At 34.9% G+C, this 23,242-nt stretch carries 20 protein-coding genes; 1 reads left to right on the top strand and 19 read right to left on the bottom strand.

Translation table 11 applies throughout. The features are described from left to right. Positions 1-359: 359 nt before the first annotated feature. The 3 genes from EKQ63_RS01045 to EKQ63_RS01055 all read right to left on the bottom strand — a co-directional run bounded on the left by EKQ63_RS01045 (position 360) and on the right by EKQ63_RS01055 (position 4,304). Complete coding sequence (locus EKQ63_RS01045; RefSeq protein ID WP_143880597.1) at positions 360-1,019, bottom strand: lipoprotein BA_5634 family protein; 660 nt, start codon at positions 1,017-1,019, stop codon at positions 360-362. A gap of 619 nt (positions 1,020-1,638) precedes the next feature. Continuing rightward, positions 1,639-3,189, bottom strand: coding sequence for an NPP1 family protein (locus tag EKQ63_RS01050; protein WP_143880598.1), 1,551 nt, complete (start codon positions 3,187-3,189; stop codon positions 1,639-1,641). 854 nt (positions 3,190-4,043) lie between these two features. After that, on the bottom strand, positions 4,044-4,304 hold the full coding sequence (locus tag EKQ63_RS01055; RefSeq protein WP_143880599.1) for a hypothetical protein: 261 nt from the start codon (positions 4,302-4,304) through the stop codon (positions 4,044-4,046). Positions 4,305-4,637: 333 nt separating this feature from the next. Between EKQ63_RS01055 and EKQ63_RS29780 the strand changes: the two genes are divergently transcribed. After that, a complete protein-coding gene (locus EKQ63_RS29780) occupies positions 4,638-4,790 on the top strand; it encodes a ribbon-helix-helix domain-containing protein (protein ID WP_000290205.1) in 153 nt (50 codons plus the stop codon). A gap of 214 nt (positions 4,791-5,004) precedes the next feature. Here the strand turns inward: EKQ63_RS29780 and EKQ63_RS01060 are convergent, their stop codons facing one another. From EKQ63_RS01060 to EKQ63_RS01135, 16 genes are all read right to left on the bottom strand, one after another. After that, positions 5,005-5,667: a restriction endonuclease gene (locus tag EKQ63_RS01060; protein WP_143880600.1), complete on the bottom strand. Its 663-nt coding sequence runs from the start codon at positions 5,665-5,667 to the stop codon at positions 5,005-5,007. Further along, complete coding sequence (locus EKQ63_RS01065) at positions 5,660-6,637, bottom strand: DUF3991 and TOPRIM domain-containing protein (RefSeq protein ID WP_143880601.1); 978 nt, start codon at positions 6,635-6,637, stop codon at positions 5,660-5,662. The genes EKQ63_RS01060 and EKQ63_RS01065 overlap by 8 nt, the downstream gene beginning before the upstream one ends. A 96-nt stretch (positions 6,638-6,733) precedes the next feature. Next, positions 6,734-9,391 (bottom strand): type IA DNA topoisomerase, encoded by a 2,658-nt coding sequence (locus EKQ63_RS01070; protein ID WP_143880602.1) that lies wholly within the window; start codon positions 9,389-9,391, stop codon positions 6,734-6,736. Between the two features lie 295 nt (positions 9,392-9,686). After that, entirely contained in the window at positions 9,687-12,188 is a 2,502-nt protein-coding gene (locus tag EKQ63_RS01075; protein WP_143880603.1) for an LPD25 domain-containing protein, read from the bottom strand. Next, positions 12,181-12,456 (bottom strand): hypothetical protein, encoded by a 276-nt coding sequence (locus EKQ63_RS01080; protein ID WP_139889334.1) that lies wholly within the window; start codon positions 12,454-12,456, stop codon positions 12,181-12,183. The genes EKQ63_RS01075 and EKQ63_RS01080 overlap by 8 nt, the downstream gene beginning before the upstream one ends. A 42-nt stretch (positions 12,457-12,498) precedes the next feature. Then, positions 12,499-12,942, bottom strand: a complete 444-nt coding sequence (locus tag EKQ63_RS01085; protein ID WP_139889333.1) for a hypothetical protein — start codon at positions 12,940-12,942, stop codon at positions 12,499-12,501. 3 nt (positions 12,943-12,945) lie between these two features. Next, positions 12,946-14,136 carry a MobP2 family relaxase gene (gene mobP2, locus EKQ63_RS01090; RefSeq protein WP_143880604.1) on the bottom strand — a complete coding sequence of 397 codons (1,191 nt, stop codon included), beginning with the start codon at positions 14,134-14,136 and terminating at the stop codon, positions 12,946-12,948. Further along, entirely contained in the window at positions 14,129-14,389 is a 261-nt protein-coding gene (locus EKQ63_RS01095; RefSeq protein WP_016513356.1) for a hypothetical protein, read from the bottom strand. The genes mobP2 and EKQ63_RS01095 overlap by 8 nt, the downstream gene beginning before the upstream one ends. Positions 14,390-14,649: 260 nt before the next feature. Continuing rightward, positions 14,650-15,546, bottom strand: a complete 897-nt coding sequence (locus tag EKQ63_RS01100) for a hypothetical protein (RefSeq protein WP_143880605.1) — start codon at positions 15,544-15,546, stop codon at positions 14,650-14,652. Between the two features lie 21 nt (positions 15,547-15,567). Then, on the bottom strand, positions 15,568-16,146 hold the full coding sequence (locus EKQ63_RS01105; RefSeq protein ID WP_143880606.1) for a MerR family transcriptional regulator: 579 nt from the start codon (positions 16,144-16,146) through the stop codon (positions 15,568-15,570). A 27-nt stretch (positions 16,147-16,173) separates the two neighbouring features. Continuing rightward, the gene (locus EKQ63_RS01110) at positions 16,174-17,301 is read right to left on the bottom strand and encodes a bifunctional lytic transglycosylase/C40 family peptidase (protein ID WP_143880607.1); all 1,128 of its coding nucleotides are present in this window, start codon (positions 17,299-17,301) and stop codon (positions 16,174-16,176) included. Between the two features lie 4 nt (positions 17,302-17,305). Continuing rightward, positions 17,306-19,243: a VirB4 family type IV secretion system protein gene (locus EKQ63_RS01115; RefSeq protein ID WP_139889327.1), complete on the bottom strand. Its 1,938-nt coding sequence runs from the start codon at positions 19,241-19,243 to the stop codon at positions 17,306-17,308. A 15-nt stretch (positions 19,244-19,258) separates the two neighbouring features. After that, complete coding sequence (locus EKQ63_RS01120; RefSeq protein ID WP_143880608.1) at positions 19,259-20,080, bottom strand: TraC-like domain-containing protein; 822 nt, start codon at positions 20,078-20,080, stop codon at positions 19,259-19,261. A 14-nt stretch (positions 20,081-20,094) separates the two neighbouring features. Further along, a complete protein-coding gene (locus tag EKQ63_RS01125; RefSeq protein WP_001258281.1) occupies positions 20,095-20,382 on the bottom strand; it encodes a DUF5592 family protein in 288 nt (95 codons plus the stop codon). A gap of 47 nt (positions 20,383-20,429) precedes the next feature. After that, on the bottom strand, positions 20,430-22,991 hold the full coding sequence (locus EKQ63_RS01130; RefSeq protein ID WP_143880609.1) for a pLS20_p028 family conjugation system transmembrane protein: 2,562 nt from the start codon (positions 22,989-22,991) through the stop codon (positions 20,430-20,432). A 23-nt stretch (positions 22,992-23,014) separates the two neighbouring features. After that, positions 23,015-23,224 (bottom strand): hypothetical protein, encoded by a 210-nt coding sequence (locus EKQ63_RS01135; protein WP_000538815.1) that lies wholly within the window; start codon positions 23,222-23,224, stop codon positions 23,015-23,017. Positions 23,225-23,242: the final 18 nt, after the last annotated feature.

The raw sequence follows: 23,242 nt of genomic DNA on the forward strand, positions 1-23,242 counted from the left end.
TATTTACCTTACTCTTTCTGAAAACCCAACCAAACAATTGGAAATACCCTTAGAATTAGAATTCTATTTCGATTTTCCAGAATTATCTTTACAATTGTTGCAATAATATTACAAATGGAGTAGCTATACATTCTCATTAAATAAAAATGTTTCTTTGGTAATTTACATAAATTTCATTATCAGTAGTAAGAAAATGAGCACATCCCTTATTGAAATATCACCAATTTGTACCAAGCTAATACTTTGAAGTCTTCAAAAATAAAATTTAGCTTATTACATTTTGCTATGAGTAATTTAGCTCATTTTTTCGTTTTGGGGGTAACTTGTTTTCTTAGCTTGATGGGCATGTTGCGGTACCCCTAATAGTTAATCTTTTTATTAGCTTTTACTCTTATTGTTTCTACTTCTGGATATGATTTTTCTATAACTCCTACATCTGGAATATTCCCCATTAAAGTGTTTTTAATATCAAAACGCAATATACTAAAAGTATTTTCTTTTAATAACAGCTCTTTATAAATAGAATCATCAACAATTATTAATTTAGATTGTATTTTTTGTCCCTGTCCAACGCCGATTCCTAAATCATCTCCTCCTTTTGTCACAGGAATAATTTGAGTTCCAACCTGTATCTCTTCACTAGAAATATCTTTTCCATATACCACACCTTTTTCTTTTGTGATGGATGGCAAAGATTGGATAGGTTCTGTAACACGTGGACGTATTGTTTTTTGTAACATCTGTTCTTTTAGTAGTTTCTCAGCTGTAGTTTTATTCAAAACTCGTACTGATCCAGTATTTTCACAGGATGTTTCATCTTTATGTTTAAATTCAGAACCACACATCTGTTTTTCTTTATATTGCGTAGATGAACTTAATTTAGACTTATATTCTTCTGTTACTTTTTCTACTTGTTGTTGATCCCCAGATACAAGCAGTACATTTGGCAACGCTTGATAGAAACAATACCCTGCTCCTATTATTAATAAAATACTACAAAAAAATAAAAACTTTTTCATCAATCAAAATTCCTCCGTCTTATTAGTGTTTTGCGCCTTCACATGTTTGAGGAAAATATGTGAAGGCGCAAAAAAGTAAAAATTATATCGTATATATAATTTTTATTTTTTTAAAGGGTATTTTGAATTATAAATGGCATTTCTTAATAAATACTGATCATCTATCTTAATTTTTTCTTAAGAAAGCCGAAAGTTATTATATAAAGATTCATAAGTTTCCATATCATCAACTCCCATTTATCCCAATAGAGTAAACCCTATTAGGATGTTTCTTTGAATCGTTTCCGTACCCCAAATAGCGTATTTATTCAACAAAAAATTAAATGTAGACTATTGATTATGTGTTTTATTTCTTATTAAACGTTACGGTACGTGAAATTATATATTTCCCTTATTAAAAAAAAGCCCCCATAGATCTTACACCTATGAGAGCTACCTAAGGGTATTTAGACTTTCGACTCCATTTTATACGCTTCATTTAAAGAACTTTGCAACAAAACACTATATTTCCTATTAATATAGTTAATCCAATCAAGCAAGCCGAAATAATTTTTTGAAGTATGCATACTCATTTTCTAATTAGATTAATATAAAGGGAATAGAAATGTTATAATATTTTTTAGTTTGGAAGAGCGTAAAATTTCACTTTAAATGTACCGTTAGAAGTATATCCGCTAGGAGGACCTGCGATATACAAATTCTTTCTATCATCTCCTGAAGGGATCGTTAGAATAGAACCATCTCTAACATTTGACCAAATCCCACGGTCTGAACCATTACGTATATCTTTTGCAACACCAAATGACAAAGAGGTAGCACCTGCTCCTTCTAAAACAACTCGTACTTTGGTACCTGCCGCGAGATGTTCAAGTGAAAAATTATTACTTGATCTACTGGTTTGACCAGGCTGTGCCTTATAGAGTGACTCCACTTCTGTTGTTAAAGTCCCAGTTACATTAGACAATTGGAATGTTTGATTATTACCACCATGGAAATTATATACTGTAACATTTGTTCCATTTGCAGTACCATAACCACTTACATCTAACACTTTGTTTTGATCCTTCTTATTCCTTACATAATAATATCCATTTCCTGCTTCTGTTAGTATCCAATATTGCTCTTCCTTATTTTGATTAGATGTAGCAACTACATTATTAGAACCATTAAGATCATTCCAAGCTAATACTAAATTTTGATTTGCTATATTTTTAATTTGGTATGCTGATTTATTTGAATCATATACTAGCTTCCATTTTTGATTATTAGCGTTGCCATTTTGCCACAATTGAACATTTCCATCTGCTTGATTTAAGTCAACGACACTACTATTATTTAAAATAGAAACTATTTGATAAGTACCACCATCTTCTAGTTCCGGTGCATAAGGGTCAAAGTTAATGGGTGGCTTTGCGTTAGCAAGGGCTTTTTCAAATCTTCCATCTTTGATCTCAAGTGTTGCATCTCCAAAGTTCGTAGTCATTAGTTTTTCACGAATATTTGGGCTTGGATAGCCATTCCAACCAACCATTGGTAGTTGGAGCCACTGGTGATAATAGTTTTCTGGCGGCTCGTCATTGCTATTAGCCAGGCGAAAAGCATGTGTCAAGCCGCCGTCCTTATGGTATACAATTTTCGGGTGGTTTCCATCGAATCTAACGTTTGAGCGAGGGTTAGTGTACCAATTACCATGTGCTGAATAAGTTACATATTGAACCTGACTATCTTTAACCCAAACTATTGTGTGTTCCCAGTCATGTCGATGTCCAAGCGCAACAGGGCCCGAAGTTTGTTGATCTTTCTCAAAGTAACTCGCATACATAATGGCAGTCCAACCATTATTTGATTTAGCCCGAGAATAAGTGTTTGAATTTTCCAGTCGGTTAACATCTCTACAGACACTTTCCGGGGAACCACCCAAACTTAGGCCAGGGTTAGTCGTGCCATCTGGAGAAATTGCTGCAGTCGCATAACACCCGTCTGTGTCGTAGTCATACTTAGGAGCATAATCTAACTCTATCTTTGACGCATTTTGTGGAAGTGCCTTGATTACATCCCCATATGCTTTTGGGGTAGAAAGAAAACTCTTATCAAATTCTCCACCTAAGTTGAATGCAAATGTACTCAATACTATTAACGCAGTCATTACTATTTTTGATATTAATTTCATGTTCCCCCTCCTAGTTATATAAATAACATACATCGTAAAGGTCAACCTGTGTCTAAACGTAAAAATCCTCAAAATAGCGTGGTGACCTCTAAATATATATCATAAAGTTTATTTTATCCCATTTGCATTTCTTTTTTATTGAGAAATACAATTCAAATCAGTGTTATATTCAGAAATAGATAAAGCACTCTTTCGAAGGCCTTCTATTATTCTAATTTTTATTTAAGAGTTCCCTTTTGCTTATATATAATAAAAAAGAATCCTTATTATAAGGATTCTGCAACATCCCAAACAATACAGTATCCATTACGCGGATTATTTAGGCAAAAAATTAAATGTAGACTATTGTTTAAATATTTTATTTTTTATTAAACATTACGGTACGTGAAATTTTATATATCTCTTATTAAAAAGCCCCCATAGATCTTACACCTATGAGAGCTACCTAAGGGTATTTAGACTTTCGACTCTATTCTATTGTAACAGGCTCTCACCGTACATGAGAAACATAATGAACCAAAAACAGACAATCATAATAAGAAACTCTTTAACCCTTTGCTGAAAGGAAATACAACCTTCTTCCATTCTACATGCCCCTTTTCTCTACATCTTTTTATATGTTAAAATAAGAGGGAAAGAAATGTGCCAATTTCTTTCCCAGATGGTCACTCATGACTCTGCTCTTTGTTTGCTTTTTGCAAATGAAGAGCTTTTATTTTGCATACTTATACTTGCTTTCTAACATCGCATAACGCAATAACTTTAACTTTGTTTCTTTTTTCAATGCTTTCCATTCCGATACAGCAATCTTCATTTTCCATTCCTCCAATAATTACATTTGTTATTTATATAACTTATAAGTTCCAGTTGTAAATCTTTCTAATTTGTTTATCGCTAAATCCTTCATGGACAGCGAAGATTTCTGGAAAATCCGAGAGACACAAATCAATAATTGTATTATCAGTTGTTCTTATATAGTAATATTGAACAGCTCCCTGATAATCTGAATATAAATAGTACTTACGAATCTTATAATTTAATCCATTTTTCTCTAATACCTCATAAAGCTTATTTTTAGTTTCATTCATTACGTCAAAAATGGTTAACTGCTCCATTATTAACAGCTCCTCATTGCGTAAATTTACTAAACTAACTCTAAGGACAAGATTGTTTGATTATGCTCATTGGTATGCACATTAAACTATTTTCCTGTAGCTTCTAATGCACTAAAAAGCATTCTTTTATATCCTTAATCCATAAAATCTACACTGATTTGACCATGATTCATAATAAATTGAAGATCAGCCATCATCTTTTTAACTTTCCGTTCCATATAATAACCTCCTCAATAAAGTTATATAACTTATATAACTATTCTATAACTCATTTTTCCAGTTGTCAATATAAGTTATATAACTTATAATTATTTTTATAGAGGAGGTTGTAATATGGCTGTTAATAAAGACAAGTACACTCAAATTTTAGTTACTTTTACAAAAGAACAAGTAGAGCAAATAGAAAATTATTGGCATGAAAATAAGCTGAAGAACCGAAACGAAGCAATTCGTCAGATCGTAGACAAAGGGTTAAGTCGTAAATAATGGCTACCCTTTTTGTTTTTCCTAAAAAACCTAAAAACGTATTTAAATCACCTATCTCCCTTTACATGCGTTTTTATAACAAATATGACTTATTATATTAACAACTCCTTCAAAGACTCATACAACCAAATCTGAAGGTTCGTTTTTTAGTTAAACTGTTTTTTTTCATGTATTCTTTAAATAAATAAAAAAAGAGCCGGATTTTCATCACAGCTCATGAATTAATTGGTTCTGTATGTGTACATGTGGGATATTGTGAACAGCCAAAAAACTTATTACCTGTTTTATTCGAATTTCGAATGACTAAATCATGTTTACATGTGGGACATTTCCGTTCTGCAGGTTTTACCCCTTGATACACATCTTCAGCCGAATATTCGGGATTGATTTTATTAATCAATTTCTGAAGTTCTACACGATCTATTAGTTTTACATTGCAAGCTTCCGCTAATTCTTTCGCTTGCCTTGTATACACACTGTTCGTTACAACCCAGCCTTCATTTGCCTTGTAATAGGCTTGTGCTGCATATATCTCTTGTACGGCACTAATGCCGACTCTATTTTTCATCCCGTAGCGTTTTGCCTGGATGACAATACGATTTTTTCCCTTCAATACCAGATCCGCTCCGAAATCATTTGTCTGTTTTGTAACTGTTGGGGAATAACCCAACTCTCGAAAGAGAGCTTTTAGGTATACTTCGAATTGATGTCCGTCCATTTTGTCTATATAACGAATACCGGACTTAGCCATTCGCTTTAATATTCTTCGCTCCTGGAACTTCCGGTACATAAATTTACAAATACGAAAAAGAACATAAAGGATAAAACCATACAATAAAATTTGTAATATGTTTGACATTTCTGGTAGATTAGACACTTCGCTCCACCTCTTTAATTGGTTTCATTTTCTTTGGTTGGGCCGTTTCTTTTGTTTGTTGCTCACTCACTTGTTTCTTCCGGACATCGTTCCAATCCTTTTCATTCGTTGGGATATCCTCTTTAAGATCTACAAAGCATTTCATTGTCTGAATAAAGTCTTTCCCAGCTTTATCATTATCAACTGCCATAATGACCTCTTTAATATCGTGCCCTTCTTTTTTCGCATCCATTAAAGATTGAATTACTGTTTTTGACTTCAATCCATGCATAGAAACCAGGCGAGCGTTTTGTATCTTATTTTGCTTGATACTCCAATGAGATAACATATCAATCGGATCTTCATAAAAATAAATCTTATCCGGTTTACCTACATCAACCGTAAAACCGGCATTGATTTTTTCATAATTCGGGACAATTTGCTTAAAGCTTCCTCTTTTATTCTCCATTTTGACCGTACCTTGACGGTTCATTCCAATGACTTGCCCTTTGCCTCCTTCTTCTCTCCATTTGAACACCACGTTATTTTTCTTATCCTGGGCGATGAGATCCTTTTTAATCAGCCAATTCACCAAGCGAGGATCTATTTTCCGTTCATGAATTAGATATTCTTTTATTTCTGTTTGCTTATTTACTTCCAAGTGTTTGGGATAACTAAATGGCTGCTGCTCTTTTTTGCGCTCCTCTTCCGCTTTTGAACGATCAAACTCTTTGTAGTCCCCCTTCTGAATGTCCATCACGGCTTGTGGGAATGTCATGTCATAGTACATCATGGCAAAACTAATCGCTCCATATCCTTTTTCCCCTCGGCTATTCCAGACGTACTGATTCCCTTTAATGATGAGACTGTCATGCTCCGTATGACGATAATAGTTACCTTCTTTCTTAAACGTTTCTCCTTTTGCTTCCAGATATGAAATCAAGTCAACGTTTCTTGCTTTCATCGCATCCTCCGCACTGACATATGCCATTACGGAATCCCCCTTTACTCTATAAAATGAAATAAAAAAGAGGACTATTCCGTTTCCTAGTCCTCTTTTGCTACTTATAGTTGATACATTTTATTTTTATTTGCCGAATAAGAATTTTAATCGCTTCTCCTGTACGCTGTATGATAAACGAGCGTCAAATTTCTTCCCGTTTTTATTTGAGATAAACCCTTTGATCTGATCTGTTACACTCTTTTCTAATAACTTTTTCACATGGTTACTACTTAAATTTTTACCAGAGAATGTACCAAAAATAATGAAGTCACAGCCTTTTTTGTATTTCTCACATAAGTAATTACTTTTCCCTACAAGAACCCTACTCTTACACAATGGACATTTACCAATGGTACAATCTTCAGTCGTTGGAAAACGGAATTTCAAACTTCCGTCCGCTTCCATATAGATAGCTGCTGTAAATTCTCCCTTTTCTCCTTGAAAGCCGTTGATAAAATCTGTTGTTTTATACTGAAGTAGCTTCTTCATTTGATTACCAGGGATTGCTTTCCCTTTCATTTTGGCTGGTAACATAAAATCACATCCATTTTTATGCTCTGTGCATCCATAAAATGTTTTACGATGAAGCATATCTCCTTTTTTACATTTTGGACATTTACCAAATGACAGCTCCTCTTGTGTTGGGAACTGAAATTTAACTTTCCCTTCATGTAACACGAGATAAGCGGAAAACTCCTTCTCATTGGACTTAAATCCTTTTAAAAGATCTGTTTTCTTATCTTCAAACAGCTTTTTCGCTTGCGCTTCCGGAATCGCTTTTTCTTTAATTTTTTTCGGTAAGGAGATTTCACATTCCGGATAATTACTGCACCCGTAAAAGTTGCCTTTATGAAGGATTTTCCCTTTTCTACAAGGGCATTTGCACACCTCAATCTGCTGATTCCAGGTATTAATAATGCTATCCGACACCTTATCATCCATTGCGCCTAATTGTTCCACCGTATCTTTTACGAACGTATTTGTTTTTTCTACGAATTCTTCATAATTCAATTCATCCTTTTCGATCATGTAAATCATCCCTTCCATTTCAGCCGTATAAGCTGGATTTTTAATTGTATCTACCGGAAAAGCATCTATAAAAGCACGACCAATAGGTGTCGTTCGAATTTGATTATTGGTGACATCAATATAGCTACGATCTAACAGTTTCGGAATAAACGTTTCTTCCGTTGCGACTGTCCCAATCCGTTTTCCTTTCATAAGTTCTTTCAAATGTTCATCATCTAATTTACGCCCTGCCGTCTCCATAAAAGTTAAAATGGAACTTTCCGTATGAAAGGCTGGTTTCTTTGTTCGAGACTCAATCAAGTCATACTGAACGATTCTGAAAGAATCTCCTTCTTGTAAAATAGGTATCTGGAATGCTTCAACTGATCCCTCTTCTATATCCTCTTGAAACACACTTAGAAACCCTTTCTCTTGTAGGATTTTTTCTTTTGTACTGTATGTGTTGCCCTCTTGATCTATAAAATGTACTTCTCTTACCAGGTAGATTGCTGGTTTCATAAAATTCCCGATAAATCGTTTTACAATTAAGTCATATAACTGTTTTTCTAATGGTTCTCGGTTGATCCCGACATATAATTTTGTTGTTGGGATGATGGCAAAGTGACTACTGACTAATTCATCATTAAATGTAGTGTGTTTTTTTGTAATAGAAGATGGGATTACTTGTTGTACGAGATTTGCATAGGTGCTTTTTTCTAATGCTGCCATTACTTCCTTCACTCGTTCCACTTGCTCAGTAGGTAAATGCCTGGATGAAGAACGAGGATAAGTAATAAAGCCTTCTTCATACAAACTCTGAATGTGTTTTTTTGCTGTTTCCGCATTTATCTTCAGTTTGGCGTGAGCATCTTTGTAGATATCCGTTAAGTTATATAATAATTTTGGTTTCTTTTTTCTCGTACTCTCTTTAAATTCCGTTACGATTACATTCGTTTCTTTCAAGCTATCTCCAAGCTTTTGTAGTGGCGATGGAACTATCAGTTGATCTTCTGTTTTCATTACTGGTGATAAACCGTTTTCCGTTAGTAACTTCAAATTGTAATAGGTTTGTTCTTTATAATTTTGGATAGCGATTTCCCTCTGACGGATTTCATTCAAGATACACATTTGAACACGACCAGAAGCCAATAAAAATTGATTTTTTGCTAGTTTGGATGTACAGCCTCTTGTAACATTAATCCCTAGAATATAATCCAGGTATTGCCTTGCTTTAGCCGATTGTGCAAGCCCGTCATAGTCTGTTCCTGGTTCTAATCGGTTTAATGCGCCTTCTAATTCTGCTGCTTCATAGGAAGAGATAAAAAGACGGGATTCTCGCTTGTTCACACCTGCATGTTCATATATTTCTCGATAGATAAGCTCACCCTCTCTATCTGCATCACAAGAGTTGACCACATGATCCACATCGGGACGATTTAACAGCTTAACTAATATTTGAATTTGTTCTAGACTATCCGATTTCTCTTTATATTCTGGCTCTAAAATAATGGGTAAGTGATCAAATTTAAATTCTTTGTACCTCTCGTCCATCTCCTCCGGATGTTTTAGTTCTAATAAATGCCCCCGGCACCAACTAATAATGTAATTTTCATTTTCATAGTAACCATAATAAGGCTTGCTTCCTGGATATCTTTTTGAGTTTTTAAATCTAGGTGATTTTAGTAATTCAACAGCTACCTTCGGCTTTTCTGCAATAAATAATGTTTTTCCCATACGTATTACCTCCTATTAATCTACAATTTCAGTTTCATGCTTCCATTTCTTATTTCTTCGCTTTTTTATTATTCTGTGACCAAAATAATAGCAACATGTTCAAAAAGACAGCTACAAGGAACATACAGCCCGCAAACAGCCATACATTCATGGCATTCTCTCCTTTCGTTCTAAAATAAGAAAGAGGGCTTTTCCTTTTACCCTCTTTCATTTTTAGATATAAAAAAATCACTCTCCGTTATCTCAATTGAGTAACAAAAAATGATTTAATCTGCTTTTCCTGTTATAAAATTTTTCATCGTTCCATCTCCATTGTTTCTCTTTTTCTACCTGATTTCTTTGTAGTTTTCGACTGATCTACATTCCCAGGATCTATTTCCTTATCTTTTTCTTTATCATTCGCTTTTTTTCCATTCAATTGCTGAAAATTTTTATCAAAATCCATTTCCTTTGAAGTTGTAGACTGATTCACTGTTATTCCTTCTTTTCCAAGCTTCTCATCCACCTGATTTTCTAATTTCACTACGTGTTCCTGGCTTACCAGCTCATTATCAATCGAAACATATTTCGTTGTATAATACCGCTCTTCAGCTTTTACACGAGTGACAATGCTATCAATATTGTCTGGTGTCTCTTCATATTGTGAACGTCTGTATGCTTCGAATTTTCGGCTTAAATCTTTATCTAATGTAGTTGGCTCCTTTTCTTTTAAAGGCTGAATTTGTTGATCTAGAGAAGCAATAGGTGCATCTCCTTCCTTTTTCATTTCTTTATATAATTCCACTTCTTTTTCATTAAACGAGTAATCTTTTTGTGCCTCCGCTTTATCAACTAAGTGTCCATATCGTTCATCTTTTACCAATTCATCTAGACTCATATTTGCATCCTTTTCATAAACAACAAATGACAAATTTCCTCTTCCATCAAAGATAGAACTTTGAACCTTTTCATATAAATCTGGTTTCAAAATGTTATCTAAATAAACATTTTCTCGTTTCCCGTTCTTTTCCATGAGGGAAACGTATAAATCGTCCCGATCTGTTTTATCTTGATTCCATACAGACAAATAATTGATATCTTTCGTAACGGCATCCATCATGTGGATTCTTGCAAGCTCTTCATCTTGCATACCGTTTGCTAATACTTCAATTGTTACTAAGTGGTTAGGTGTCTCTTTTAATTTTTCTAATGGATTTTCTTGTACTTTTTCCATCGGTATTTCTTTGTTATTTCTATGGTTCATTACCTCATCTCGTAACGCTTGTTTCACTTCATCCGATAGATACCTTTTCTCGTTTAATACTTGTTCATATGGCGTTTTGTAGTCTCCATCACCCATATTCATACGATCCATACTCACAAGCTCCATTCTTCCAAAATCCATATCGACTTCTTTTGGAATGGCAATATGATAACGAGCTTGATCGTAAGGGATGGTTTGACCTCTTTCTTTAGCTTCTTCCCTTGCTTTTTCAATACTTGCAATAACTTCAGCCATTTTTTCATTGGCTTCTCCAAATGGAATCAGTTGATTATTCTTAAAAGTTTCGTTGTCGCTCCATTGAACTAGCATAGTTGGACGATTAATTTCGTCCTGATTTAATGCTGCATACTTCTCTTGATTTGCCTCGTTAAATGCATCAATAAATTCTTTATCACTCAATTTTTCTCCACCTTCTACAGGTTCAAACTGACGGTTCCTATCTGCTTGTTCCCTTAACTCTGCAACAGAAACAAATTCTTGTGTCGTGTTACTTAAACTCATAAATTCGACCAATAAAATATTTTTTTCGTCCTGTTTTTCATTTCTATTTGCCATATTTTCCACCTCTTTTTCATGTATTTGTTCTTTTTCCTTTTCTAATGTGTTTTCAATTGTCTCAATAAATTCAATCGAAGTTTCATGTACTTCTCTCAACAACTTGGTTTTATCTTTCATTTCTTTTCCTTGTGTCCAGCTCGCTAAATATCCTAATGAATATTCGCTTGTATCAATTCCAAAATAAGAAGAAACAGCGTAAGCTGTCATTTCTGCTTGAAACTCTTTTTCTGGTGCTGTGTAATTCATATGTGTCTCTGCTGTATGAAGTTTGGCATGTGCCAATTCATGAAGAAGTGTTTTAACATTTTGTAATTCACTGTTTCTAGGATTCAAAGCAACCTCTTTTGTTAGGGTATAGCTCACGCCTTTTGAAACACCCAGCTCTGCTTTGGGTGCAATGATTTTCACGCCGTTTTTTTCCGCAATGGCTTCCATTCCTTTATACAAACTCTTGTAATCTGTAACACTTCCTTCTAGCCAACGATTCGGAAAAATACGAGGTAGATCTTCCGCTTTTGCGTTTGTTTGAGACACGTCAAACAAATGGCCGACAGCAAAATATAAGCGACCGGGCATCACTTCTACGCTTTTAGATTCAATTTGTTTCTTCTCTTCCTCATTTGCTTTAGTTACTGTTTTCCAAGTGCCTTCTTTGTCTTTAAATTTTGCTACAGTTCGGTTTGGAACAAGGATTTTTATTCCTTTCTCACCCTTCTTAACCGGAAATCCTTTTTCTTTCCAAAAAGAAAAGGAACCCACTGCACTGGCTCCCTGGAATTGACTTTGTATTAATGAAATATTAGATGGTGAATAGTGATAAAACTTTGCCATAAAGGTTAAATACTCTTTTAAATCTTCCGGTGTACGAAAATAACCTTCTACACTTTTTTCCATCTTTTTTGTTAAAGCTTGTACCGCTTCTTTCTTTTCTTCTGGTGATTTCGTTTGATACTTTTTCTTATAATTTTTACTCATGATCTTCTCCTACTCTTTCACTCGCTTTTTGCAATTCCTCCATTTCTTCTTCATTCCATCTCTCCGCTGTATCAAAGAAAAGCTCATGAGTTTTTACATTAACCGGAACTAACATATTTTCTTGATTCATGACATGGACTGCCAATTCTCTCACTTGTTCTCGTGTAATTTTGATTGTTAGTTCTTCCTCTTTTACAAGTAAAACAAGTTCATCTTCTCCAATTTCTTTAATGACTCCTAATGCCATATCTTCATGAAATAATAACATCCTACTAACCTCCTGTTTTTTTATAAAAAGAAACAATGTAGCTTATGTTACATTGCTCTTTGATGCCTCATAATCTAAACGTTTTTGTCGTGCATTACTGATGCGTTCCGCTACGACTTCTTTTGCCATCTTCACGCCCCCCACTTCAATTTTATCTGTTGTAATAATACTTTCTAAATCCAAGTCATTAGCAAAAAAGTATCCATTTAATAACTCAATTAAAACCTGTGTGTTTCTATCCGCACTATTTGCACCAAGACGTATCTTTGTTAACTCATTTTTCAGCACATCGTGTAGATTTTTCGATACAACCTCAGAAATATAATTCAATGACCACTCTGTATTTTTTGATGCTTGATGTTCCATACAAATTTTCGATATAGCATCACCAGGATGAGTAATATTATTTTCATCCATGTAGTCTTGAATGTATTGATGGACATTTTCATTCAACGATAACTTCATTCGAATTTTTTCATTTCCCATGCTCTAACCCCTTTCATTTTCATATGCATTTTCCCTTTGCATACGCTCATAATACTTTTGATTTTTCCAACTTTCATATTCACTTTTAAAGGCGCCTTCCACTTTTCTCATAGAATACTGAATAGATACATTCTGCTGAAATTTTCGAAATGACTTTGATTTTTTCATGTGATGGATTCTTTTTTGTTCTTTATCATATGCTTTCATTTCTTGTAAAAAAGCGTTACCCATCCTTTTATACAGATCACCGATTTTATTCGTCTTGTAATTTTCATATTGCTTCTTATCATACTTTCCTTCCCCATATGCTTCTTTGAAAACTTGCACTTCTTTATCTAACTTTTGGAGAAACTGATCGTAATCTTTTTTATGATGATGTTGAATATACCGACTGCTTAATTCATCAATTTGCGGCTTTAATGGTTGAATCGTATTGTAGCTATATTGCCACTGTCTTTTATCACTTGGTAACTGTTTATAGATTTGTAAAAACAATGGCTTCAAATGTTGATTACGCCAATCAAAAACGGAATCTTCTTTTTTCCTTCCCACCATATTCTTTCGAATTAGATCATTAATTTGTTTTTGTTCCTGCTTACGATCTAACAAATTATTTACGACTTTCCCCTTCATCGCATCTAACGTTTTGGGTTTTCTTTTGCCACGTTCTCTCGTTGGAAATGGCTCAACAGTTGCGACATGAATATGAATATTATCCGTATTAAAATGAATGGCTGCCGACCAGATAGAGTTTTTTTCCAGCCCCTCTCTTTTTTGCATTTCTTTCATCGCAAGCCGTGTTACATCCATTAACTTTTTTTCATCCAACGTTTTTGTTTTCTCATCATAAATCCCTTGTTTTTCTAACCAGGGATTATGAAAAGAAATGACATCTTGCCACATGATACTCCCATTCTCATGAGCGATTTTAAACATTTCCTTTAAGGACTTTTTTTCACTTTCTGTTAAACGATTTGCGTGTTCCGTAAATAGTGCCGAGGTCTTTTCTGAATTCCCCATATAGTCTTGATACGTTTCGAACATTTTCGAATTCAACTTCACTTCACTTTTCGCTTCCTCCCGATCTACATAATCAATATAGTTCTGAAACGCATCGGAACTTGGTAACACAAATTTCGTTTTTAAAACAACACCCGGTGTGACGGAAGATTGAACAGGAACCGCATTACTCATTTTCAACATCCTGCATCATCATTTGAATAAACTCATTCATTTTTTCCATTGCGCTATAACAATCACTCATCATATGGATGTTCTTTTCAATGAGATTTTCTAACTCCATTTCCCTTTTATTTTGCTGCTGAAAAAATGCCAGCATTTCAATTTGAGCTTTCAAAAATTTTTGTCTGGATAATCCTTTCCTTTTTGCGATTTCATCTATTTTCTTTACGGCAATTGGATCTACTTCTCTAATTCTGATTTCCACTTTTCCCTCTCCTTTCTGCAAATCTGGGTAGAGATCAAAAAAATAGTGAGAAGAGCATAAGGGGTTTTTGTTCCCACCTAAGGTGTGAAGCTAGGCGGAGCCTAGCAAAACGATGGGAACAAGGAAAGAAGTTGAATGTCCCCATTACGTCCCTATCTTTTTTATTAATGTCTCCATCATGTCCCGTTATTTTTTCTTAACGTCCCTTTCATGTCCCCTTATTTCACCTCAATGTCCCCATTGTGTCCCTATATCTTTTTTCACTTTTTATTAATTTCTTGTTCCTTTTGCTCTAGCTTTTTGATCTTATCTCGTGCAATTTTTTGTTCCCCTTTAAACAATTCCACGTTCTTTTCTGATGATTTTATTTTAGATTCTAAGGATGCTATCTTTGATTGTGTTTCCGTTTTTTCTGCTTCCGTTTGGTACTTCATTTCATCTTGTAATTCCTTTACTTTTTCATAAACTGTCTTTGCATTTTCTTCTTCCAGTTTGATTGCTTTCCCATAATTTTTTATCTTTGTTTCGATATCCTTTTTGTCTCTTTCTATAAAATCTAGCTCATATGTTTTTTTATCTTCAGCTATCAATTCGTCATTTGCTTTTGTTTTTCTTTGATCGGTAAAAATCGTCTGAACTAATTTATTTGGACTCTTTGTCGATGCATTTTCTTCTTCATATTCGTTCACATCTTTTGTAAATTTACGAATATCCATTTGTTCTTTTTCACTATTTTTATTGTAAATATCGAAAGCTAACGCTCCCCAATTCGGAGATAAGTCTTTTACTTCTACTACGTATTTTCCGTTCTCCTCATACAATACTTTGACAGGTAATTGGACACCTGGATTTGCTTTTTGCTGTGCTTTAAATGTATATCCTGTTTCCTCATATCCTTCTAATCGAAAGTAAATTTGTATAAAGTTTTTATGTGGATTGTATTCCCTTTTCTCTACAATCAATTTCCCCATACCCGACAACTTAATTACTTTATTTGTCTCTGTATGGAATAGTTTTTCATCGTTTGGCATGTAAATTTTTGATGTCAAGAAAGCGAAAAAACCCAAAAATAGAAAGCTGATAATTGTTAAGTAGATCCACGACTTATTTTTTCTTAGATTGATTTTTTCACTCTTCTTACCAATCGCTCCTATCACACTCTCACCCCACCTTTTTCGTTATAAAACTTTCATATTTAACTCTTCCACACTTGTAACTCGCCATGTTTCATTTTCTTTTTTCATGATGATTCGTAACACATCGTTTACTTTTTCTTCTCGGTTTTGCGTTGAATCTGTCGTGACATTTATAAATTCAGCTAACACATTTACCTCCTCTTTATCGGGTTCATTTTCTTGTAAATAAAACTTCATTTCTATTGGTTTCGTTTTATACGTATCTCCTAATTCGTATTTATCAGTGGGATAAAATTGTTGTAATAGTTCTTCACTCATAATGGATTTTGCTTTTTCTTTTCGCTTACTGTATCCTTCTTTTTCTCGATGAAATGATAATTGAATAAACGTTTCGGCTGTCGATAAATACGCCCCTCTCTGTTGTTCTTGTGCGGAAGGAAGCACCTTATCCAGTCGTTTTTTTAAGTCTTCATTTTGTTTTGTTAGTAATTCATTTGAAAGTTTTAACTGTTTTTCTTTGCCATCACTCATTGATTTTTTGCTCAAATAGATATTAAAAGCTGTCACACCTATAACTAAAATGACAAACACAATAAACAAAGATTTTCGTTTGTCTTTCATTCTTTTAGCCTCCTATTTTTTCGAATTTTAGAACCTTCTCACATGACCAGTAAACACTTTTTTCCAATACGGATTATTTAAATCTTCGATAGATACTCCTTTATTTGTTTGACAACCAATAAAATGATCCTTATCTACAACAAAACCAACGTGCCCATCTTTTTTATAAGTATCAAAGAATATTACGTCACCAGGTTTCATATCATTTGGCGATATCTTTTGACCAATTTTGTTCAGTGATTCTGTATTAACATCCGTTACAGGTCCTAACTCTCTTCCTACTTGCTTAAATGCCCAATGTACAAAACTAGAGCAATCAAATATATTCCTATCAATCTCACTTTGCTTTCGTCCTCCACCGAAAACATAAGTACTTTTTCCTATCAATGGACGACCAACATCTACAACTTTTACACCGCTACTTCCTCCGCTTCCGGAGTTGCCTCCACCACCAGAAACAACAGAACCCGGTTGATAATATTTCAAAACCGCATCAACGTACAAGATATCCCCATAACACGCTTGAAACGGAACAGCTTCGGGTCTTAGGCAATGATACATTCCTGTGTGAGCTACTTTTTTGTATTGCTCCTGTGAGAATTTTATGGCTAATTCCTTTGTATATTTGCCCCCATTGGAGTTAATAAAATCAAAAAATCCAGTTCCAAAATTGTAAGCTTGAAGGGCTGTTTTAATATGATCCATGTCCCCTGGACTCGTTACTCCGGCTCTTTCTATCGCATGTTTAAACTCCTGCACGCCAGCCCAGATACTGTAATCTGGATCTGTAATACAATTAGGTTTTTTACAATATTTCGTATTAAATGCACCCTCGGAACTCTGCATTGGATCGCTACCACGCCCTCCGCTTTCCTGCATCATTTGTGCAAGCATTAAAGCAACGAACGGTTCCACACCAGAGGCTTTCGCATGCTTCCGAATCGTAGGTTCCCATTTCAAAACTTCAGGTGAAACATTCATGACTTGCCCTTCACCTGTATACGTAATATCACCCGTGTCTGTTCCACTATCACTCCCCATTGCCGCAATAAAAATACTTACTACTCCAAGTAAAAGAAAAGAAAAAAGACCCATCACAAGTAGTGCTAAAGTGATGAGCCATTTCTTTGGTATAATCTTTAAAACTAGATGCATAGTATTAAGCACCTCCCCCGAATAACATCAATTCTTCATCTGTTACTTCTACATGAAAATGAATGTTTTTTACAGCCCCAATACTTAAGATGACATCCCCTGTTGGCAAATGTGGAATCGCTGCAATCTCACTTTCACTTAACTGTCCTGCAAATACTTTTCGTAACATATCTAAACTGTTATTATCTTGCTGCATGATAAATTTGTACTGTGTAAGTTCAAATAGTTTTTTAATTTCATCAATCATTTCTTGTGAAGATCCTTCCGGTACAAAATCACGAATCGTGTGACTTGCATATAAAAGCCCTGCAAAGTATTTTCGATCTTCTCGGCTAAGTTTCGTTAAAAATTGTAGCGCATGAGCGCTTTCTTTTTTCGTGTTGATGATATGATGCGCCTCGTCAATAATAATGAAATAACGAGTTACATCTTCAAAAGCAAGTTGCTTTTTGTTAAAGGCTTTTAATTGAGGCGCACCATTTGAAATCATTTCATTCCAGAGGAGATTTAACACGTTAAAGATCTGTGCCTGGAATACCTCTGGTTTAAAACTGGATATATTCCGTAAGGAAAAAGATACAACCTGTTCTTTTTTGAAATCTTCTATGGTAGTAGGCCCATCAAATAATTCTGCATATGCTTCTACTAAATTTACAAGATTTAATTCGATCAACTCTAAACGATGTTTTCTGCTTTCTCCTAAATTCTCATGATGCTTTCTAGCTTCTACATCTTGATATAATTCTTTGCGAACAAACCTTAAAAAGTCAGAGAAAATCGGATATTCTTTTGATTTTCTTGTTGTAATTTCATTTTTCGCTCCTTTTTCGTCATTCCATAATCCCATACGAATATATAATTTTCGAAGTAAATTTTCATATTCTTTAATTTCATCATCTTTTGCTTCTGGCGCAATGAATCGATAAATAATTGTTAGTTTAGATAAATGCTGGGTAAAACTAACTTCCTCACTTTCTGCTGTCTTATATACTTGAAGTGGGTTAATCTGACCTTGTGATCCATCTAACGCAATTGTCTTCCCACCTAACTCTTCTACCGTATCTGTAAACTCTTCTACCACATCAAATATCCGAACAAAATGACCCTTACTTGCATAATCCACACTTTTCTTTTTTAACAATGTTGATTTCCCCGCACCAGACTTTCCAATCATTACACCGTTATAACTCTTTCTTTGATTGTCTTTATGGAAGATATCAAAAATAACATTTCCTTTTGTTTTCGTTGTTCCATAATACGTGCCGTATGGATCGTGCAAATAGGAATAATGAAACGGACACCCACCAGCCAAACTGACTGCCGGAATTTCTTTCCCTTTTCTTCGGTTCACATAATTTTTTTGTGTATCAAAGCTCGTTACGAGTGCATCCCATTCATACTCTTGTTCATTTAAAAAGACAGCTCCTCGAAAGTTATAAGATTCTAATGTTTCCAGGATCTCTTTTACTTGTTTTTCTAGCTCATCTATTGTTCTAGCAGAAACATAAATACGAATATGAATACGTTTCATGACCTCACCTTGTTTCAAATCCGTATAGAGAGCTTCCAGTTCTAAAAATTCATTTTTCGCATCGATCCGATCTATATTATCCTTCGCTGTATCATGCCGAACACTTTGTTCACTCATGGATTTATTAATCGATTCAACAACTTCATTTCGATTATCACTCATTACATCTAATGTTGTGATCACATTTGGCATATTCATAATTTGCTCTAACCAAAAATCATTTACCTCTGTTGGATAATCATAGACATGAATGCAAGTACCTAATCCATCACCTGTTTGAAAATAACTTTCTTTAAAACTAATTCCCCCTTGTGGCTGAACTCTAGCCACTAAATAAGGGTTGTAACCTTTCTTCTTTTTTAGTTCTTCTTGTTTTTCTTTTTTAGATTTTTTACTCTTGAATGCAAACATATTGTTGCCCCCTTACTACCATATATTTTTCGTTCCTAATTTTGCATTTTGATTGAACAATTTAAACATAAGCTCTAACTTTTTCTCTTCATCCACCTCTAACAGCTCGGTAGAGCGCTTGATATATCGTTTTGCTGCATCTACACGTTCTTTTATGATTAACTCCGTTTCTCCGTAAATAAATAAGAAGGCTTCCCGATTGGTTCTGCCCCATTCTAAAAACTGCAGTTCTTTTAACTTTTGATTTAAAATTCTTTCATACAAAGGACTGGTACATTCTTTAATTTTCTTCTCAATATAGCGTTGCTGTTCAGTTGTTTGACATGGGAAGTTTAAAAAAACGAGTTTAATGGACTGTTTGTAGGCTTGATAAAAATACGCATGTGAGAAAATAACAAATGCTTGCTCGTCGCTATTCTTAGAGAACATATCATCACCTTCCACTTGAAGAATTTCTAAAAACTCCTCATTTTTCAGTTCAAATATGCCATCCTCTGTCATGTCTACAATTTGCATAATTTCCGCAATACTTTTCTTTACCTTTGGTGGTGCTTCTTTCTTTTTTCTAGATAAAAAACCTAAAAGTTTTGGATTTTTCTTTTTCGAAAGGTCTTTCTTTGGCTTTTCTTTCTTCTGTTTTTTTACTTTTTGTTCTACTTTTGGTTCTAACTTTGGTTTTTCTTCTTTCTTTTTGTCGGGTACCACTTTCACAATTTCTTTTGGTTCAGAAAGTGATTCTTTTACATTTTTTTCGTTAAATCGAAATGCTGTTTTCTTTGGTACTTCTAGTCGTTTTGGTTCTTGTTTCTCCACATCTTTTTCGCTGAATAACGCCATATGTGATCCCTCCCTTATTGATCGTTATCAATGGCGCAATATGCACCTTTCCTTCTTAGCAATGTAATAATCAACACTTCATACATTCGTTTTTGAGGATTCGTACTTGGTCGCCAAATCATGATAATTGCAATAGCTACCATGAAAAGAATAAATGGTAACTGAAAGGACTCATGTACGAAGTTCCTAAGAATCATTGTTACAACTAATAAACCAATTAATAAAAAGAAATCTATTAAATAAAGCACTTTATTAATCCGTAATTCTGTACTGATTTCCTTCGGAATCCGATAGCTTCTCATCGGGATTCCCTCCTTTTCGACAATAAAAAATAAGCGTACGATTACGCTTATTTTTTATCTGTATTATTTTTATTTTTGTTTACAATATCTCTCCAACTTTTACCCGTGTTTTGCCCCATCTGATAAAAACGCTTTGTATTTTGTACCGTTTCCGAATTATGAATGCGCTCTTGCACTCCTCTTACCTTTTGTTTCACTGATGATGTCGTATGTTTCACTTTATCGGTTGTATACTGTCCTAATGTACGTGTCTCCTGACTTCTACTTGCTGCCACTTCTTTATCACTTTCATAAGGAATAATTGGGCTACTATGTGTCACCGTTACAATATCGGCTGATGCCGGGCTACTTCCACTTGGTGCTGATCTTGGTGTTTCCACTGGTGCCGGGCTTCCTCCACTCGGTACTGATCTTGGTGTTTCTACTGGTGCCGAGCTACTTCCACTTGGTACTGATTTTGATGTTTCCATTGGTGCCGGGCTTGATGTTTGACTTCCTTCACTTGTTCCCTGCCTTACTATTCCTGGTGTTTGACCTCCTCCACTCGCTCCCTGTCTTACTGTTCCTGGTGTTTGACCTCCTTCACTCGCTCCTTGCCTTACTATTCCTGGTGTTTGACCTCCTTCACTCGCTCCCTGTCTTACTGTTCCTGGTGTTTGACCTCCTTCACTCGCTCCTTGTCTTACTGTTCCCGGTGTTTGACTTCCTTCACTCGCTCCTTGTCTTACTGTTCCCGGTGTTTGACTTCCTTTACTTGTTCCCTGTCTTACTGTTCCTGGTGTTTGACCTCCTTCACTCGCTCCTTGTCTTACTGTTCCCGGTGTTTGACTTCCTTCACTTGTTCCCTGTCTTACTGTTCCTGGTGTTTGACCTCCTTCACTCGCTCCTTGTCTTACTGTTCCCGGTGTTTGACTTCCTTCACTTGTTCCCTGTCTTACTGTTCCTGGTGTTTGACTTCCTTCACTTGTTCCCTGTCTTACTGTTCCTGGTGTTTGACCTCCTTCACTTGCTCCTTGTCTTACTGTTCCTACTGTTGGATTTCCTTCAATCGCTCCATTTGATTTTCCAGCTTCTTTCATTTCATCTTGAAGACTTGTTGTTCCCGATTCTTGCCCATTCGCTCCCCCTGGGGTTTCGTTCCCTCCTTTTTTCATGTCTTCTTGAATAGATGGCGTACCACCATTCTTTTTATCTTTTTCCTTATTTAAGTTACCTTTTTCTTTTTCATTTTTTGCTAAATCATTACCATTTGCTTTTTTCTGATCCGCTTTTTTCATTTGATCTTGCAAGGACTCTTTATTTTCAGACTCATTCCCTTTTTTCAAACCGCTTATAAGCCCTGCCACGCCACCTGTTGCCATCGCTGCCGCACTTGCTGTTTTAGCTGCTGCAACACCGGTTCCTTCTGCTGCACCTTTCGCTCCTTTTCCAATCATATTTCCAAGACTCTTCATTGGTTTTGAATTTGCGAGACTGCCAATTCCTTTACCAAGTGCGAAACCACCTACTAACATGCCCCAACTGCTCTTTAATCCAATATCTATTCCAAATAACCTTTCTACGACTGCCGGGCCATCTAGAACTGCCATACTAAATGCCGCTAATGCAATCAGATACGGTACACCATTTAGTTTGTCATGGAGGAATGCCGTACCCATTAGATATAGCTTCAAAGATAGGAATATCATAATCGTTGCTATAAATATATTGAGGATATTTGATAATACAGCTTTTAACTTTTGACCATTCGCAACATCGGCTGGTGCTAATATGTTGGCTAACAAGTAGTTAAATGCCAATTCATAAAATAACCTAGCTAATTTAATACTCACCAATAACAACGTTAATCCCGTTATCAATAAAGTAAAAAATATATTCCAGAAATTCCAATGCCAGCGATAATACTTTTCTGGAAAGAAATCAAACCATCCATCTTTTAGTTCAGCTAAAGATGCAACTCCTAATGCATCCATCACCCTTTTATTCTGTAGGATTTTTTGACCACCATCTGATAAATCCTTGTCTTTCGTAAATTTGAAATCGGAATCAATTTTTTCTGTAATATCTATTTGTCTAATATTTTTTTCAGGAATATTATTTTTCGGATTCAAATCTTCCTTCTTTTTCCATCCATTTTGATCTATTACTGCAACATCGGTTATATTCTTCTTAATAATTTCATCACTTAAAGAACCCTTTTGTTCAGATTTCACAACCGCTATGGCATCATCGGTGAACTTATCGACCTTTGTCATACCTGTACTTAATAAGCAAAGTACACTCAATGTTATGAAAATATTGATGATAATTTGAGAACGATTCATTTGTTTGTTCATAATAAACATGTAGCCAATATATAAAAACGAAATGGCTAAAAGAACAACAAACAATGGATATAACATATCAACAAACTCTTGTACTTCAGTTGAATTAAAAAAACCTTTAATTCCTAGTATGGCATCTGTCACACCTTCCAAGGCATCAACAACTAAAGATAAGCCTTGAATTAAGAACCATCCTAGCCAACGCAATACATAATTCACGATGTCCCCTACTTGAAGATAATCTGAGTACTCTTCTAAAACCTTTAAAATCTCTTCATCTTTCACTATTTATCCTCCTCTCATGCTTATTACTGTCCTAATACTTCTTTTGCTGTCCAATTCACTCTCTCATTTAGTCTGTCGATACGAATAATCAATTTTCCTTTTTGTTCCCGATCTACTGAAAGGAAAAGAACCGCATCTTCTAGACCAAGAATGACCTCATTTTCTTCTGTTACAAATGGCGAGTAACTATCTAAAATCAATTGCATTTTATCCGTGATTGTCGGTACACCCATTACCTCTTCCCCCTTTTT

The organism is Bacillus sp. BD59S, from assembly GCF_007363175.1.
Taxonomy (GTDB): Bacteria; Bacillota; Bacilli; order Bacillales; family Bacillaceae_G; genus Bacillus_A; species Bacillus_A pacificus.